At 66.6% G+C, this 14794-nt stretch carries 12 protein-coding genes; 9 read left to right on the top strand and 3 right to left on the bottom strand.

All coding sequences use genetic code 11. From position 1 onward, the window contains the following. Positions 1-32: 32 nt before the first annotated feature. From ACFFJ7_RS00750 to ACFFJ7_RS00740, 3 genes are all read right to left on the bottom strand, one after another. Positions 33-1598 carry an indolepyruvate oxidoreductase subunit beta family protein gene (locus ACFFJ7_RS00750; protein ID WP_377590273.1) on the bottom strand — a complete coding sequence of 522 codons (1566 nt, stop codon included), beginning with the start codon at positions 1596-1598 and terminating at the stop codon, positions 33-35. Between the two features lie 123 nt (positions 1599-1721). Next, positions 1722-3875 carry a ferredoxin family protein gene (locus ACFFJ7_RS00745; protein WP_166953714.1) on the bottom strand — a complete coding sequence of 718 codons (2154 nt, stop codon included), beginning with the start codon at positions 3873-3875 and terminating at the stop codon, positions 1722-1724. Between the two features lie 243 nt (positions 3876-4118). Next, positions 4119-4667, bottom strand: coding sequence for a MarR family winged helix-turn-helix transcriptional regulator (locus ACFFJ7_RS00740; RefSeq protein WP_166953713.1), 549 nt, complete (start codon positions 4665-4667; stop codon positions 4119-4121). A 188-nt stretch (positions 4668-4855) separates the two neighbouring features. Here ACFFJ7_RS00740 and ACFFJ7_RS00735 point away from each other — a divergent pair, with 188 nt between their 5' ends. The 9 genes from ACFFJ7_RS00735 to ACFFJ7_RS00695 all read left to right on the top strand — a co-directional run bounded on the left by ACFFJ7_RS00735 (position 4856) and on the right by ACFFJ7_RS00695 (position 14794). Continuing rightward, positions 4856-7189 (top strand): bifunctional salicylyl-CoA 5-hydroxylase/oxidoreductase, encoded by a 2334-nt coding sequence (locus tag ACFFJ7_RS00735; RefSeq protein ID WP_377590270.1) that lies wholly within the window; start codon positions 4856-4858, stop codon positions 7187-7189. Positions 7190-7198: 9 nt separating this feature from the next. After that, positions 7199-8005, top strand: a complete 807-nt coding sequence (locus ACFFJ7_RS00730; RefSeq protein WP_377590268.1) for an SDR family NAD(P)-dependent oxidoreductase — start codon at positions 7199-7201, stop codon at positions 8003-8005. Continuing rightward, positions 8002-8859, top strand: a complete 858-nt coding sequence (locus ACFFJ7_RS00725; RefSeq protein ID WP_166953707.1) for an enoyl-CoA hydratase family protein — start codon at positions 8002-8004, stop codon at positions 8857-8859. Before ACFFJ7_RS00730 ends, ACFFJ7_RS00725 begins: the two co-directional genes overlap by 4 nt. A 1-nt stretch (position 8860) precedes the next feature. Beyond that, entirely contained in the window at positions 8861-10057 is a 1197-nt protein-coding gene (locus tag ACFFJ7_RS00720) for an acyl-CoA dehydrogenase family protein (RefSeq protein WP_377590265.1), read from the top strand. Between the two features lie 16 nt (positions 10058-10073). After that, positions 10074-10502, top strand: coding sequence for a thioesterase family protein (locus ACFFJ7_RS00715; RefSeq protein ID WP_166953704.1), 429 nt, complete (start codon positions 10074-10076; stop codon positions 10500-10502). Next, positions 10480-10878 (top strand): RidA family protein, encoded by a 399-nt coding sequence (locus ACFFJ7_RS00710; protein ID WP_166953702.1) that lies wholly within the window; start codon positions 10480-10482, stop codon positions 10876-10878. The genes ACFFJ7_RS00715 and ACFFJ7_RS00710 overlap by 23 nt, the downstream gene beginning before the upstream one ends. Positions 10879-10966: 88 nt before the next feature. After that, positions 10967-12133: an ABC transporter substrate-binding protein gene (locus ACFFJ7_RS00705; RefSeq protein WP_166953701.1), complete on the top strand. Its 1167-nt coding sequence runs from the start codon at positions 10967-10969 to the stop codon at positions 12131-12133. Positions 12134-12190: 57 nt separating this feature from the next. Beyond that, positions 12191-14233 (top strand): 3-hydroxyacyl-CoA dehydrogenase NAD-binding domain-containing protein, encoded by a 2043-nt coding sequence (locus ACFFJ7_RS00700; RefSeq protein WP_377590261.1) that lies wholly within the window; start codon positions 12191-12193, stop codon positions 14231-14233. A gap of 75 nt (positions 14234-14308) precedes the next feature. Then, on the top strand, positions 14309-14794 hold the full coding sequence (locus ACFFJ7_RS00695; RefSeq protein WP_166953697.1) for a MarR family winged helix-turn-helix transcriptional regulator: 486 nt from the start codon (positions 14309-14311) through the stop codon (positions 14792-14794).

The raw sequence follows: 14794 nt of genomic DNA, 5'->3' as shown, positions 1-14794 counted from the left end.
TTCTGATTGTGTGAAACGGACGCCGGCCACCGTCAGAGCGTGGCGACAGTCTTCAACGCGCCATCGAGCGCGACGCCTTCTTCATCCAGCAAGGCCGCCTGCCGCAGGCGCCGCAACCAGGCAGCGCCGTCCTCCCGCGCGGTCAGGACGGGCAGCACCGACAGCACCCGGTCGAATTTCGAGTGGCCGCGCGCATGGGTATCCGAATACCCCTTGATCAGCCGGCGGCAGTTGAGCACCTCGACCGCGAGGTCGTAGTTCGCGGCGATGGTGTCCGCCGCCAGGGCGAGCCATGCCTCGCGGTGCGCCGCTTCGCGCGCATGGCGCAGCGTCTTGCGGCGGATGCGCCGCAGGGCGGAGACGCCGTAAAGCCCCGCAAACCAGAACAGGGTGCCCGTGCGCACGCGCCGCCCGCGGTTCACCAGCCGGTCGAGGCGGGCGAAGAGCGTGGGCCGGTTCTCGATCCACTCCCCCCACCCCTTCGGCAGCGTGCCGCAGATTTCCTCCATGCGCGGATGCATGTATTCGGTGGTGTAGACGATCTGGTCGGCCTTCGCGCCAACTTCCCGGCGCACGCGCTCGAAGCGCGAGGCGCGTACCTTGAGATCCGCCACGCGGATGACATCGTCGTAGGCCATTGCCACGGCCGTATATTTCGCCGCCTGCACGGTGAAGGCATGGCCGCGCGCCGCGCCGTCGTGCTCCCTGTCCAGCGCATGAAGCGTCGCGACGCGGTCGAGATACTCGTCGGCGTAGGCAGGGTCCTGGAAGTCCGTCAGCTTGCGGACGCCGGCGTAGAGCAGCGGCCACGCCTCGGCCGGGAACTCCTGCCGGATACGCCGCACCAGCGCGTCGAGTTGCGCGTGACCGGCCGTTTCCGGCAGTGCGTCGAGCCGCTTGGGCGGCGTGGCCGTCAGTGTGTCCTTGGGCTTTTGCCGCGTGCGTTCGTAGGCAGCGTTGAAGGCGCGCAGGCTCGGCTCAACCCCCTTGCCGCCGGCGCGGATCGTCGCCTCGAACGCCTCTTTCGAAAACGGCAGAACGCCGGCGGCCGCCACCGCACCGAACAGCGCCGCCGACACCACGCTGCCGTTCTTCACGGCGAGCGTCTCCATGTCGAAGGCTATCGTGCGCCGGGCGGCGAAATCGGTCGCGTCGGTCACCACGGTCGGATTGCCGATGCCGTCGCCGGGCTTCTCCTTCTCGATCACGGCGAAGGAGCGATGGGTGGAGGCGATCAGGGTGGTGCGGTCCGGCGTCACCAGCCCGCGCAGCACGGAACGCCCCGCCTCCATCAGCTCGGCCGCGATGACGACATCGACATCCCCGGGCGTGGGCATGAGCGAGAGCACGGGCTCGCGGCCCTCGCGCGCGGGAATGGCCTCGATGTAATAGATGGTTGCGCCGGTGCGCTGGGCGACGCCGGGCACGGAGGTCGACTGCGCGACCCAGCCGTTTTCCTCGGCGACCGCCACGATCCAGTCGGCGAGCACGCCGCCGCCCTGCCCGCCCATTGCCAACACAGCGATGGCGAGCGGCTTGTCGGCGGCCAGCGCGGGGGCGGCCGCGTGCCGGTCCGCCGTCGTCACGATATCGGTCATGGCTGCTTCCCAAAGCAGTTTGCGTTCAAGCTATATCTCTAATTAAACGCAAGTTGGCGATAAACTGTATAAATTAGAACTGTACTCACGATGGACAGTGATACAGCAATAATTCAAACCGTTCTATTCGGCGAAGACGATGCGATGCGCCTCGCGGCGGGCCTGCAGCCAGCCGATCACCTTGCCGCGCACGGCGGCGAGAAAGCGGTCGATCCGCGTGGGGTTGTGGATGATGTCCGCGCGATAGAACGACGGGCACAACACTGCCGCTTCCGACACCTCGCCGCAGTTGCCGCAGCCCACGCAGGTGTTGTCGATGGCCGCGACCGGATCGTCCTTCAGCGGGTCGTCGGTATGCTTCACGGACAACGAGGGACAACCGGAGAGGCGGATGCAGGCGTGATCGCCGGTGCAGACATCCTCATCCACGCCGAAGCGCTCCCGCACCATGCGCCTGCCGTCCTTCACCGCCTTCGCGAACTGCGGCTTGACGCGCCGCTGCTTGTTGAGCATGCACTCCGACGAGGCCACGATGATCTTGGGGCCGGGCTCCTTCGTCGTCAGCGCCTCGCGCAGGGTGTCGCGCAGGCGCGCGACGTCATAGGTGCGGTCGATCTGGCGCACCCATGTCGCGCCGATGCCCTTCACCGCATTGACGATGGAGTTGTTCGTCTTGCGGCGCGGGTTCCGCGCGCGCGAGGACATGATGTCCTGCCCGCCCGTCGCCGCCGAATAGTAGTTGTCCACGACGAGGATGACGCCATCCTGCTTGTTGAACACGGCATTGCTGACGCCGCTGGTCAGGCCGTTGTGCCAGAAACCGCCATCGCCCATCACCGCGATGGACCGCTTGTCGGCCTCGACGTTGAAGGCCGAGGCCGAGGCCGGCCCGAGGCCATAGCCCATCGTCGTCGCGCCGAGATTGAAAGGGGGCAGGATCGAGAACAGGTGGCAGCCGATATCGGCCGAGATGTGGTGCGGCCCGAGTTCCTTCTCCACGAGCTTCATCGCGGCGAAGATAGGGCGCTCCGGACAACCCGTGCAGAATCCGGCCGGGCGCGGCGGCACCACTTCCGCAAGGGCCTTGATGCGTTTGTCGGCGAGAACCGGGGATGGGTCCGGCACCGGCGGGCGGTTGCCGAGCAGGTGCGGTGCCTGCGCCTCGAAGAAAGCGCTGAGGCCCTGCATCAGGACGGGCGCGGTGTACTCGCCGCCGATGGGCAGCACATCCTTGCCGGAGAGATGCGTCCGGATATCCCGCCGGCGCAGGATGGTGTGCAGCGACTGCTCGATATACTCGGGCGCGCCCTCCTCGACCATCAGCACGGCCTTCTTGCCCACGCAGAATTCCGCCACCTCGTCGTCCACCAGCGGGTAGGCGACGTTGAGCACGTAGAGCGGGATGGCGGAATTGCCGTAGACGTCGGCGAGCCCGAGTTGCTGCAATGTGCGCAGCAGCGAATTATACAGGCCGCCCAATACGATGATGCCGACATCGCCTGTCTGCGGGCCGAAATGCTCGTTGAGCTTGCGGTTTCTGACGAACGCGACGGCTGCCGGCCAGCGCTGCTCGATCTTTTCCTTCTCGTGCAGGAAGGAGGCGGGCGGCAGCACGATGCGGTTGACATCGCGCGAGGGGTTTTCCAGCGCCTGCCGCAGCGTGTATTGCGGGCGCCTGTTGTCCTTGGCGACGAACTGGCCATGCATGTGGCAGCTGCGGATGCCCACCTGCAGCATCACCGGGGTGTTCGAGACCTCCGACAGCTCGAAACCGTCTTCCACCGCCTGCACGATGGATGGCAGGTTGGGGCGAGGATTGAGCAGCCACATCTGCGATTTCATCGCAAAGGCGTGACTGCGCTCCTGCATGATGGAGGAACCCTCGCCGTAGTCCTCGCCGATGATGACGAGCGCGCCGCCCGTGACCCCGCCCGAGGCGAGGTTGGAAAGCGCATCGGAGGCGACATTGGTGCCGGCTGTCGATTTCCACGTCACCGCCCCGCGCACGGGATACATGACGGAGGCCGCCAGCATGGCGGCGGCGGTCGCCTCCGAGGCCGACGTCTCGAAATGGACGCCGAGTTCCTCCATGACGTCCTTGGCATCCGCCAGCACATCCATCAGATGCGAGATGGGCGACCCCTGATAGCCGCCGACATAACCGACCCCGGATTGCAGCAATGCCTTGGTGATGGCGAGGATCCCCTCGCCCCTGAACACCTCGCCGGCACCGAGCTTCAGGTCCTCCACCTCGCGCGCAAAAGAACGCTCAGCCATAACCTCATCCCCCGTCCGTCAACGGACTTTATGATTTTATAAATCTGCAAAATCATATGATATACATTGAAGGGCTGTCAATCGGGTTTTTAACAAATATGATTTCAGCTTAAAATTGAGCAATATCAGTGCCGCACCTGTGAATGGAGCGCCTACAATTATATGATGATGCATATTTATGAGGCAGAAAACGCCATCCCGATGCCGCCTTCTGTCGACGGCACGAAACCGGCGGGCAGCTGATCAGTCCTTGCCGCCCACCTGCGCGGTGGCACGCAGGACCGACGCCTTCAGCGCTCCGAGCTGCAGCCAGAGGGCGTCCTGCTCCTTGCTGTCGAGGTCCCCGACGAGTTCCGCGATCCATTCGCTGTGTTCGGCGGCCATGGTCGCGAAGACGGCGTGGCCACGCGGAGTGAGGCGCACGATCGCCGCACGGCGATCGGTCTCACTCACCTGTCGCTCGACGAGCTGCTCCTGCACAAGCCGCTCCACGAGGCCGGTCAGGTTGCCGTTCGACACCATCATCCGCCGCGACAGTTCGCCCAGCAGCATGCCGTCCGGCGCGCGCTCAAGCTGCGCCATCAGGTCGAAGCGCGGCAGCGTGGTGGCAAACCGCTCGCGCAGGCGCTTGCGAATCTCCGTCTCGATCATGTTGGCGCAGGTCAGCAGCCGCAGCCACAGCCGCAGCTCCGTCCGGTGCGCATGCGGATTCTCGTGCACCTTGAACTCGGCATCGATCAATACGCTGCCATTGTCTTCCGTGGCGTCCACAACCCGATCCTGTTTCTCCATGTCCGCTTTACTTCATACTTAAATTATCCCGGAAAAACAATGTCCGCCTCTGCCGCAGGTTGAAAAGCTGCACGTCGACCGCTCCCGAGGACGGATTTGGCGCTTGACACGGCGCGTTTCAGGCCATTACTTTAACATTAAAATAATAGCTCCGGACAGGGAACCATCAAAGCAGGAGGACCGTTCCCATGCGCATTGTCAGTATCGGCGGAGGGCCGGCTGGGCTCTATTTCGGGCTTCTCATGAAGAAGCTCCATCCGGAACACCGCATCTCCGTGGTCGAACGCAACAGGCCGTACGACACGTTCGGCTGGGGCGTCGTCTTCTCCGACGCCACCATGGAATCCATGAAGACGTGGGACCCCGAAAGCGCCGGCGACATCGAGGACGCCTTCAACCATTGGGACGACATCGAGGTGCTGTTCAAGGGCACCCGCCAGCGCACCACCGGCCACGGCTTCGTCGGCATCGGCCGCAAGCGCCTGCTCAATATCCTGCAGAAGCGCTGCGAGGACCTGGGCGTCGAACTGGTGTTCGAGACCGATGTCGAGAGCGATCTCGAATTCCCCGACGCCGATCTCATCATCGCCGCCGACGGCGTCAACTCGAAGATCCGCAACCACTACGCCGACGTGTTCCAGCCCGATCTCGTGGTGCGGCCCAACCGCTACATCTGGCTCGGCACCGACAAGCTCTACGACGCCTTCACCTTCGACTTTCGCAAGACCGAGCACGGCTGGTTCCAGGCGCACATTTACAAGTTCGACGACAAAACCTCGACCTTCATCATCGAGACCACCGAGGAGGCCTATGAGGCGCACGGCCTTGGGCAGCTCGACCAGCAGGGTTCGATCGATTTCTGCGAAAAACTGTTCGCGGAGGTGCTCGACGGCGCGAGGCTGATGACCAACGCCCGCCATCTGCGCGGCTCGGCCTGGCTCAACTTCAACCGCCTCATCTGCGGCAAATGGAGCCATTTCAACGGCCAGTCCCACGTCGTGCTGATGGGCGACGCGGCGCACACGGCCCATTTCGCCATCGGCTCCGGCACCAAGCTCGCCATCGACGACGCCATCGAACTCACCCGCCAGTTCGAGAAGTTCGGCCACGGCAAGGAGACTATTCCCGCCGTGCTGGACGCCTATGAGGAAGTGCGGCGCGTCGACGTGGCGCGCATCCAGAACGCAGCCCGCAACGCCATGGAGTGGTTCGAGGTCGTCGGCCGCCGCTATGCGGATACGCTGGAGCCCGAGCAGTTCATGTATTCCATGCTCACCCGCTCCCAGCGCATCAGCCACGAGAACCTGCGCCTGCGCGACAGGCAGTGGCTCGAAGGCTACGAGCGCTGGTTCGCGCGCCGGACGGGGCTCAACGTGGCAGACGACGCGCGGGCGCTGCCGCCCATGTTCACGCCCTATACCGTGCGCGGCGTCACGCTTGCGAACCGCATCGTCGTCTCGCCCATGGCCATGTATTCGGCGACGAACGGCCTCGTCGACGACTTCCACCTGACGCATCTGGGCGCGCGCGCCATGGGCGGCGCCGGGCTCGTCTTCGCGGAGATGACCTGCGTGTCGCCGGATGCGCGCATCACCCCCGGCTGCCTCGGCCTGTGGAATGAGGAACAGGCCGCGGGCTGGCGTCGGCTGGTGGACTTCGTCCACGGCTACAGCGATGCCAAGGTCGGCATCCAGCTCGGCCACGCCGGCCGCAAGGGTGCGACCAAACGGGCCTGGGACGGCATCGACCAGCCGCTCGACGGCGATCCCGCGACGGAAGAAGGCGGCTGGCCGCTGTTCTCCGCCTCCGCCCTGCCCTACCTGCCGCACAGCCAGGTGCCGAAGGCCATGGACCGCGCCGACATGGACCGCGTGAAGGCGGATTTCGTGCGCGCCGCCGAGCTTGCCGCCGCCACCGGCGCCGACTGGCTGGAGCTGCACGTCGCGCACGGCTATCTGCTGTCGAGCTTCCTGTCGCCGCTCACCAACCGGCGCGAGGATGAATACGGCGGCAGCCACGAGAACCGCGCCCGCTATCCGCTGGAAGTATTCGCGGCCGTGCGCGCCGTCTGGCCGGCTGACAGGCCGATCTCAGTGCGCCTGTCCTGCCACGACTGGTTCGAGGGCGGCAACACGCCGGACGACGCGGCGATTTTCGCACGGCTGTTCAAAGAGGCCGGCGCGGATCTCATCGACTGCTCGTCCGGGCAGGTGTGGAAGGAGGAGAAGCCGGTCTACGGCCGCCTGTTCCAGACGCCGTTCTCGGACAAGATCCGCAACGAAATCCACATCCCCACCATCGCCGTGGGGGCGATCTCGGAAGCGGACCACGCCAACTCGATCATCGCGGCCGGCCGTGCGGACCTGTGCGCCGTGGCGCGCCCGCACCTCGCCGATCCGGCCTGGTCGCTGCACGAGGCAGCGAAGATCGGCATCACCGGCATCCCGTGGCCGAAGCAGTACCGCTCCGCCAAATACCAGTATGAGTCGAACCTCGCCCGCGCCGCCGGCACGTCGTCGTAGGAGCGGGCCATGTCGACAACAGCACCTCTCGCCGGCCGGCACGCGCTCGTCACCGGCGCGGGCGGCGGCATCGGAGCGGCCATCGCGCTGGCCCTCGCGGGTAACGGCGCGAATGTGACGCTGGCCGGACGGCGGCGGGAGCCGCTCGACACCGTCGCGGCGACCCTGCCGCCGGGCCAGGCCTTCGTCGCGGACGGCTTCGACGTCACCGACGCCGACGCCATCTCGTCGGGGCTCGCGCGGGCCAACGCCGCCTTCGGCACGGTCTCGATCCTGATCAACAATGCAGGCGAGGCGCCGAGCGCGCCTTTCCACAGGACGACGCGCGACCTCTGGCAACAGACCGTCACCACGAATCTGACCAGCGTCTTTCTGGTGACGCAAGCCGCGCTGCCGCAGTTGCGCGAGCATGGCCAAGGTACGCATGGCGATGGCGCGCGCATCATCAACGTCGCCTCCACCGCCGGCCTCACCGGCTACGCCTACGTGTCCGCCTATACGGCGGCGAAGCACGGGGTCGTCGGCCTCACGCGCGCGCTGGCGCTGGAACTGGCGCGCACCGGCATCACCGTCAACGCGGTGTGCCCGGGCTATACCGACACGGCGCTGGTGGCGCGCTCGGTCGACATCATCACCGGGAAATCCGGCCGCTCGCGCGACGAGGCGCTGGCCGAATTCACCCGATCCAATCCACAGGGGCGTCTCGTTCAACCGCAAGAAGTGGCGGACGCCGTGCGCTGGCTCGCAGGGCCGGGTGCATCATCAATCAATGGACAGGCCATCGTGGTGGCCGGCGGGGAGGTCATGGCAGGATGAGCAGCGCGGTAACTCTCACAACGATGCGTTCGCATCTGCGTCCCTTCAGGGACTATCAGGCGCGCCACTTCCTCTGGGAAGTGAGCGAAGATGGCCGCGTGGCGACGTTGACCCTCAACCGTCCCGACCGCAAGAACCCGCTGACTTTCGACAGCTATGCCGAGATGCGCGACCTGTTCCGCGATCTCGTTTACGCCTCGGACATCCGCACCGTGGTGCTGAACGGCGCGGGCGGCAACTTTTCCTCGGGCGGCGACGTGTTCGAGATCATCGAGCCGCTGACCAACATGGCGATGCCGGACCTCATCGCCTTCACGCGCATGACGGGCGATCTCGTCAAGGCGATCCGCAAGTGCCCGCAGCCGGTGATCGCGGCCGTGGACGGGGTCTGCGCCGGCGCGGGCGCGATCCTCGCCATGGCCTCCGATCTGCGCTACGCCACGCCCGCCGCGAAAACGGCCTTCCTGTTCACCCGCGTCGGCCTCGCGGGGGCGGATATGGGGGCCTGCGGCATCCTGCCGCGCATCATCGGGCAGGGCCGGGCTGCGGAACTGCTGTTCACCGGCCGCGCCATGAGCGCCGAGGAAGGACTGGCGTGGGGCTTCTATAACGCGATCCACGAGGCGGATGCGGTGCTCGACGCGGCGGGGACCGTGGCGCGCCAGCTCGCGGACGGCCCGTGGTTCGCCCACGGCATCACCAAGAACCAGCTCAACCAGGAATGGGCCATGGGCCTCGACGAGATGATCGAGGCGGAAGCGCAGGCGCAGGCCATCTGCATGGCGACGCAGGATTTCCGCCGCGCCTTCGAGGCCTTCGCCGCCAAGCGGAAGCCCGTCTTCGAGGGGAACTGACATGACGGCCCCCCGCCCCTCGCCCGCCGGCCCGACGCGCGAGCATCTCGCGTGGCCGTTCTTCGCGGAGGCGCATCGCGCCTTCACGGAAAAGCTCGACGCCTTCGCCGCCTCGGGTGCGCTCCATGGCGTCGACCATGCCGACACGGATGCCGCCTGCCGCTCGCTGGTGCGCCTGCTCGGCGAGGCCGGCCTGCTCGCCGCCGCGACAGGCGACTCGGGCAGGACGGCCATCGATTCGCGCACCATCTGCCTCGCCCGCGAGACGCTTGCCTGGCACGACGGTCTTGCCGATTTCGCCTTCGCCATGCAGGGGCTCGGCACCGGCGCCATCAACCTCGCCGCCCCGGACGAGCTGAAACAGGCGGTGCTGCCGCGCGTCACCGCCGGTGAATGGCTTGCCGCCTTCGCCCTGTCGGAGGCCGAGGCCGGCTCCGACGTCGCGGCCATGCAATGCGCGGCACGGCGCGACGGCGACCATTACATCATCGATGGCGAGAAGACGTGGATTTCCAACGGCGGCATCGCCGACGTCTACACGCTGTTCGCCCGCACCGGCGAGCAGCCGGGCACCCGCGGCATCTCGGCCTTCGTGGTGTTTCCGGATGATCCGGGCTTTTCCATCAAGGACAGGATCGACGTCATCGCGCCGCACCCGCTGGCGACGCTGCATTTCGACAATTGCCGCATTCCCGCGATGCGCCTGCTGGGCGTGCCGGGGGAGGGCTTCAAGCTCGCCATGCGCACGCTCGATATTTTCCGCGCCTCCGTCGCCGGTGCGGCGCTCGGCTTCGCGCGCCGGGCACTCGATGAATCGGTGGCGCATGTGAAAGCGCGAAAAATGTTCGGCGCGACACTGGCAGACCTGCAGCTTACGCAGGCCGCGCTCGGCGATATGGCGACGGGCATCGACGCGGCCGCGCTGTTGACATACCGTGCCGCCTGGCGGCGGGACGTCGAGCAGAAGCCGACGACACGCGAGGCCGCCATGGCCAAGATGACAGCCACCGAAACCGCGCAGACCGTCATCGACCGCGCCGTCCAGCTCTTCGGCGGGCGGGGCGTGACGAGCGGCGAGACCGTCGAGAAGCTCTACCGCGAAATCCGCGCCCTGCGCATCTATGAGGGCGCGACAGAGGTGCAGAAGCTGATCATCGCGCGCGAGCTGCTCAAGCCCGAACTGGTCAAGGCGCCCTGACTCACAGGAGTATGATGTGTTCGAGACATCGCGCCCCCTGCGCTTCAGCAACTGCGACCCGGCGGGCATCGCCTACTTTCCGTCCTACATCGACATGCTCGTCGGCGTGACCGAGGACTTTTTCACGGACATCGGCGCACCGTGGACGACACTCATCCACGAGCGCCGCATCGGCGTGCCGACCGTGCGGCTCGATGTGACGTTCGCGAAGCCCGCCTTCCACGGTGACAGGCTCGACTTCACCCTGCGCGTGGTCGGGATCGGCCGCAGCTCGCTCGACTTCGCCCATCATGTCGCCGTCGGCGGCGATACGGTCTGGACGGCGAGCCAGCGCCTCGTCGCGACGTCGCTCAAGAATCACCGGCCGATTGCATGGCCAGACGATATCCGCACCACCCTTTCCCACCATCTGGAGGTCAACGATGCACAAGGTCCTGCAACCTGACGGCTGGGCCAAGCCCCTTGGCTACGCCAACGGCGTGGAAGCGCGCGGACGCACCGTCTTCGTAGGCGGGCAGATCGGCTGGAACGCGCAACAGCAGTTCGAGACCGACGACTTCACCGGACAGGTGCGCCAGACGCTCGCAAACGTCGTCGCGATCCTCGCGGAAGCAGGCGCGGGGCCGCAGCATCTCACGTCGATGACGTGGTACTTCACCGACAGGGCCGAGTACAACGACAACCTCAAGGGCATCGGCCAGGCTTACCGCGAGATCATCGGCAAGCACTTCCCCGCCATGGCTGCCGTGCAGGTCGTCGCGCTGGTCGAGGAACGCGCCCGGATCGAGATACAGGCCGTCGCCGTCATTCCGGACGAGTGATCGGCGGGGACGACAGCGGTCTTCACGAAAACAACAAAAAAGAAACGCCGAAACGGACGGGGCAAGAAAACACAAGGGGAACTCTGTCATGAAACGTTACCAGAAGCTTCTTTTGTCCGCCGCGATGCTTGTCCCGCTGGTTTGCGGCGGCGCACGGGCGGAGATCGTCGTCGGCTTTATCACGGGCCTCAGCGGCCCGGTTTCGTCCATCGGCATCCCGAATGCGAAAGGCCTGCAGGCGGGGCTTGAGTATCAGGGCGAGATCGACGGCGAGAAAATCCGCATCATCCAGCTCGACGATACGTCGGATCCTTCCATCTCCACCCGCAACGCACGCAAGCTCGTGGAACAGGATCAGGTCGATTTCCTGATCGGCACCTCCGGCGCGCCGCAGACGGTCGCCATGGCCGTCACCGCGGTCGAGTTGCAGGTTCCGATGATCGCGATCTCGCCCATCTCACCCGTGGCCCCGGGGAAGGATGGCCCCTGGGTCGCCCAGGTGCCGCAGCCGACCTCCCTGCTGGTGCAGGGCATCGTCGATCACATGAAGGCCAGCAACGTCAAGACCGTCGCCTTCATCGGCTTCAGCGATGCCTTCGGCGATCTGATGTACAACTCCCTCGTCCAGGCGGCCGGAGCCGCGAACATCAAGGTGGTCGCGGACGAGCGCTACGGCCGGGCGGATACGTCGGTGACGGCGCAGGTTCTGAGGGCCGTATCCACGCGCCCGGACGCGGTCATGATCGGCGGTACCGGCACGTCCGGCGCGCTGCCGGTGCTGGCCCTGAAGGACAGGGCCTACAAGGGCGCCGTATATGGCAACCACGGCATGATCAGCACGGATTTCCTCCGCATCGCCGGCAGCGCGGCGAACGGGATCATCTGCCCCACCGGGCCGGTCACGGTGGCGGAACAGCTGCCGGAATCCAATCCGATCCGCAGCGTGGCGCTGGCCTACCGGGCGGCCTATGAGAAGGTGAACGGCGCGCCGCCGTCAGACGGCTTTTCCGCCTATGGTTTCGACGGATGGATCGCCTTCGTCGACGCGGCGAAGCGGGCGAAGGCTTCCGGCGCACAGCCGCGCACCCCGGAGTTCCGAAAGGCGCTGCGCGAAGCCATCTTCAACACGCGGGAATTCGTCGGCACGCAGGGCATCTACAATTTCAAGCCCGACAATCTCAACTGGGTCGACGAACGGGCGCGCGTGCTGATCCGCATCGAGGACGGGAAGTGGAAGCTTCTCCCGCCCTTGTAACGGGAGCGCAGACGCGCCCGCGCTCCGCCCGCCACGACCGGCATCCGTGAGGTTTTCATGTCCGTCTCCGTCCGCATCGACGATCGCATCGCGCTGATCACCATTGATAACCCGCCGGTCAACGTCACCTCCCACGCCGTGCGCGAGGGGCTGATGGCAGCCCTCGACGAAGCCGGGGCGGCGGATGTCGGGCGCGTCATCCTGACCGGCGCCGGCAAGACCTTCGTCGCCGGGGCGGATGCGCGGGAGTTTTCCGCGCCCCCGCGGGAGCCGCATCTGCCGGATATCGTGGCGCGGATCGAGCGTTTTCCCGTTCCGGTCATCGCGGCGATCAACGGCGCGGCGCTCGGCGGCGGGCTGGAACTCGCGCTCGCCTGCCGCTGGCGCATTGCCGCACCCGCCGCCACGCTCGGCCTGCCGGAGGTGACGCTCGGCGTCGTCCCCGGCGCGGGCGGCACGCAGCGGCTGCCGCGCCTCACCGGCCTCCCGGCGGCCCTGTCGCTGATCAGCGAGGGGCGGATCGTTGCCGCGGCGGAAGCCTTGCGCCTCGGCGTTATCGATGCGGTCGATGCCGATCCGGTCGCGGCCGCGCGCGCCCTGGCGCTCACCGACCGTCCCGCGACCGGCGACCTGCCTGCGCCGGCCGCCGCCGACGCAGCCGTCGAGGCAGCACGCCGGCAGGCCGCCAAACGGATGCCCGGACAGATCGCGCCGTTGGAAGCCATAGAACTTGTCGCGGCCGCTGCCCGCCTGCCGCTCGCCGAGGGGCTGGCGCTTGAGCGGCAGACCTTTCTCAACCTCAAGACGTCCGATCAGGCCGCCGCGCTGCGTCACATCTTCTTCGCCGAGCGCGCCGCCGCCGGACGCGGCCGCGAGGGCGGCGCCGACATCCGCTCGGCCGTCGTGGTGGGCGGCGGTACCATGGGCTCGTCCATCGCGTATGCGCTCGCCGGCATCGGCATCGACGTCGCGCTGGTCGAGACCGACGCAGCCGCGGTGGAGCGCGCCCGCGCCAACGTGACGAAGCTCTACGACGACGCGGTCAGGCGCGGCAAATCCACGCCCGAGGCCGCTGCCGCCGACAGGGAAGCCCGCTTCACTTTCCACGCCGGCTACGACGCGCTCCCCGCCGCCGACATCGCCATCGAGGCGGCTTTCGAGGATCTGGACGTCAAGCGCCGTATCTTCAGCGCTCTCGACCCGGCGCTGCCGGAAACGGCGGTGCTGGCCACCAACACCTCCTATCTCGACGTCAACCGCATTGCCGAGGGCATCCGCAACCCGGGCCGGTTCCTGGGCCTGCATTTCTTCAGCCCTGCCCACGTGATGAAGCTGCTTGAGGTGGTGAAGGCGCGCGAAACCGCGCCGGAGACGCTCGCCACCGCGCTGCGGCTCGCGGCGCGGCTGAAGAAGATCCCGGTGCTGGCTGGCGTCTGCGACGGCTTCATCGGCAACCGCATCCTCACCCGCTATCGCCAGACAACCGACATCCTGCTGATCGAGGGCGCGACGCCGTGGCAGGTCGACGCCGCCATGCGCGGCTTCGGCATGGCGATGGGCCCCTATGAGGTGCAGGACCTCTCCGGCCTCGACATCGCCTATGCCAACCGCAAGCGGCTCGGCTGGAAAACGAAGAGGGACTTCCGCTACATCCCCATCGCCGACCGCGTCGTGGAGGAGACCGGGCGGCTCGGCCGCAAGACCGGTGCAGGCTGGTACGACCATGCGGAAGGCCAAGCCAGCCCGTCGGCGCTGGTCGGGCGCATCGTGGAGGAGGAGTCGGCCAGGGCCGGCATCGCCCGCCGCAGCTTCACCGATGAGGAAATCGTCGACCGCGCCGTTACCGCCATGATCGAGGAAGGCTTCCGCATCCTTGAGGAAGGCATTGCCGAAAAGGCTTCCGATATCGACCTCGTGCTCGTCCACGGCTACGCCTTTCCGCGCTGGCGTGGCGGGCCGATGCACCACGCGGGCCGTATCGGCCTCTCCGAAATCGAACGGCGGCTCGCGGCGTTCGCTGCCGCCGATCCTCTATCGTGGAGCGTACCCAGCCTGCTGCGGCGCGCTGTCGAAGAGGGGCGCGATCCGGACGGGTTGTAAGGAATGCCGCATTCGCCCTTCGCCATCCGCCGGCCGGACGTGCTATCGTCGTCCCGCAATAGACCGGGACAGACGATGAGCAACGCCCTTCCGCTACCCGACGAAATCCGCAAGGACTTTCGCAAGACTGACTGGCCGTTCTACTGGATCGTCCGCGTATCCGCGGTCTATACGCAGGTTATGGAAGGCGTTCTCAAGCCCATCGACCTCGACATGCCGGCGTGGCGGGTGCTGATGTCGCTGCACGAGGGCCAGTCTCTCAGCATTTCCGAGATTGCCGATTTCTGCGTCATACGCCTTAACACGACGACCAAGATCATCCAACGCATGACGACAGAGGGGCTGGTGGAACGTCACCAAAGCCGGTCGGATGGCCGCGTCACCGAGGTGCGCATCACGGAAAAAGGCGAACAGGCACGCCGCTTGGCCTGGGCCGAGGCGGAGCGCATCTTCTCCGCCGGCTTCGAGGCGATCGATCCTGCCGAGATCGAGGCCATGAACGCCACGCTGCATCGCGCCTTCGCCAACTTGCGCCGTCTGCGCGAAACCGTGGATGATTGA

Origin of the sequence: Pseudochelatococcus lubricantis (genome assembly GCF_042432495.1) — a bacterium.
Lineage (GTDB): Bacteria > Pseudomonadota > Alphaproteobacteria > Rhizobiales > Beijerinckiaceae > Pseudochelatococcus > Pseudochelatococcus lubricantis.
The sequence above is the reverse complement of the archived record's forward strand: the minus strand, read 5'-3'. Positions and strand labels throughout refer to the sequence as shown.

Bases quoted from the DNA above. Each gene is read 5' to 3' on its own strand.
- ACFFJ7_RS00750 (WP_377590273.1), bottom strand. From the start codon at position 1,598: ATGACCGATATCGTGACGACGGCGGACCGGCACGCGGCCGCCCCCGCG.
- ACFFJ7_RS00745 (WP_166953714.1), bottom strand. From the start codon at position 3,875: ATGGCTGAGCGTTCTTTTGCGCGCGAGGTGGAGGACCTGAAGCTCGGT.
- ACFFJ7_RS00740 (WP_166953713.1), bottom strand. From the start codon at position 4,667: ATGGAGAAACAGGATCGGGTTGTGGACGCCACGGAAGACAATGGCAGC.
- ACFFJ7_RS00735 (WP_377590270.1), top strand. From the start codon at position 4,856: ATGCGCATTGTCAGTATCGGCGGAGGGCCGGCTGGGCTCTATTTCGGG.
- ACFFJ7_RS00730 (WP_377590268.1), top strand. From the start codon at position 7,199: ATGTCGACAACAGCACCTCTCGCCGGCCGGCACGCGCTCGTCACCGGC.
- ACFFJ7_RS00725 (WP_166953707.1), top strand. From the start codon at position 8,002: ATGAGCAGCGCGGTAACTCTCACAACGATGCGTTCGCATCTGCGTCCC.
- ACFFJ7_RS00720 (WP_377590265.1), top strand. From the start codon at position 8,861: ATGACGGCCCCCCGCCCCTCGCCCGCCGGCCCGACGCGCGAGCATCTC.
- ACFFJ7_RS00710 (WP_166953702.1), top strand. From the start codon at position 10,480: ATGCACAAGGTCCTGCAACCTGACGGCTGGGCCAAGCCCCTTGGCTAC.
- ACFFJ7_RS00705 (WP_166953701.1), top strand. From the start codon at position 10,967: ATGAAACGTTACCAGAAGCTTCTTTTGTCCGCCGCGATGCTTGTCCCG.
- ACFFJ7_RS00700 (WP_377590261.1), top strand. From the start codon at position 12,191: ATGTCCGTCTCCGTCCGCATCGACGATCGCATCGCGCTGATCACCATT.
- ACFFJ7_RS00695 (WP_166953697.1), top strand. From the start codon at position 14,309: ATGAGCAACGCCCTTCCGCTACCCGACGAAATCCGCAAGGACTTTCGC.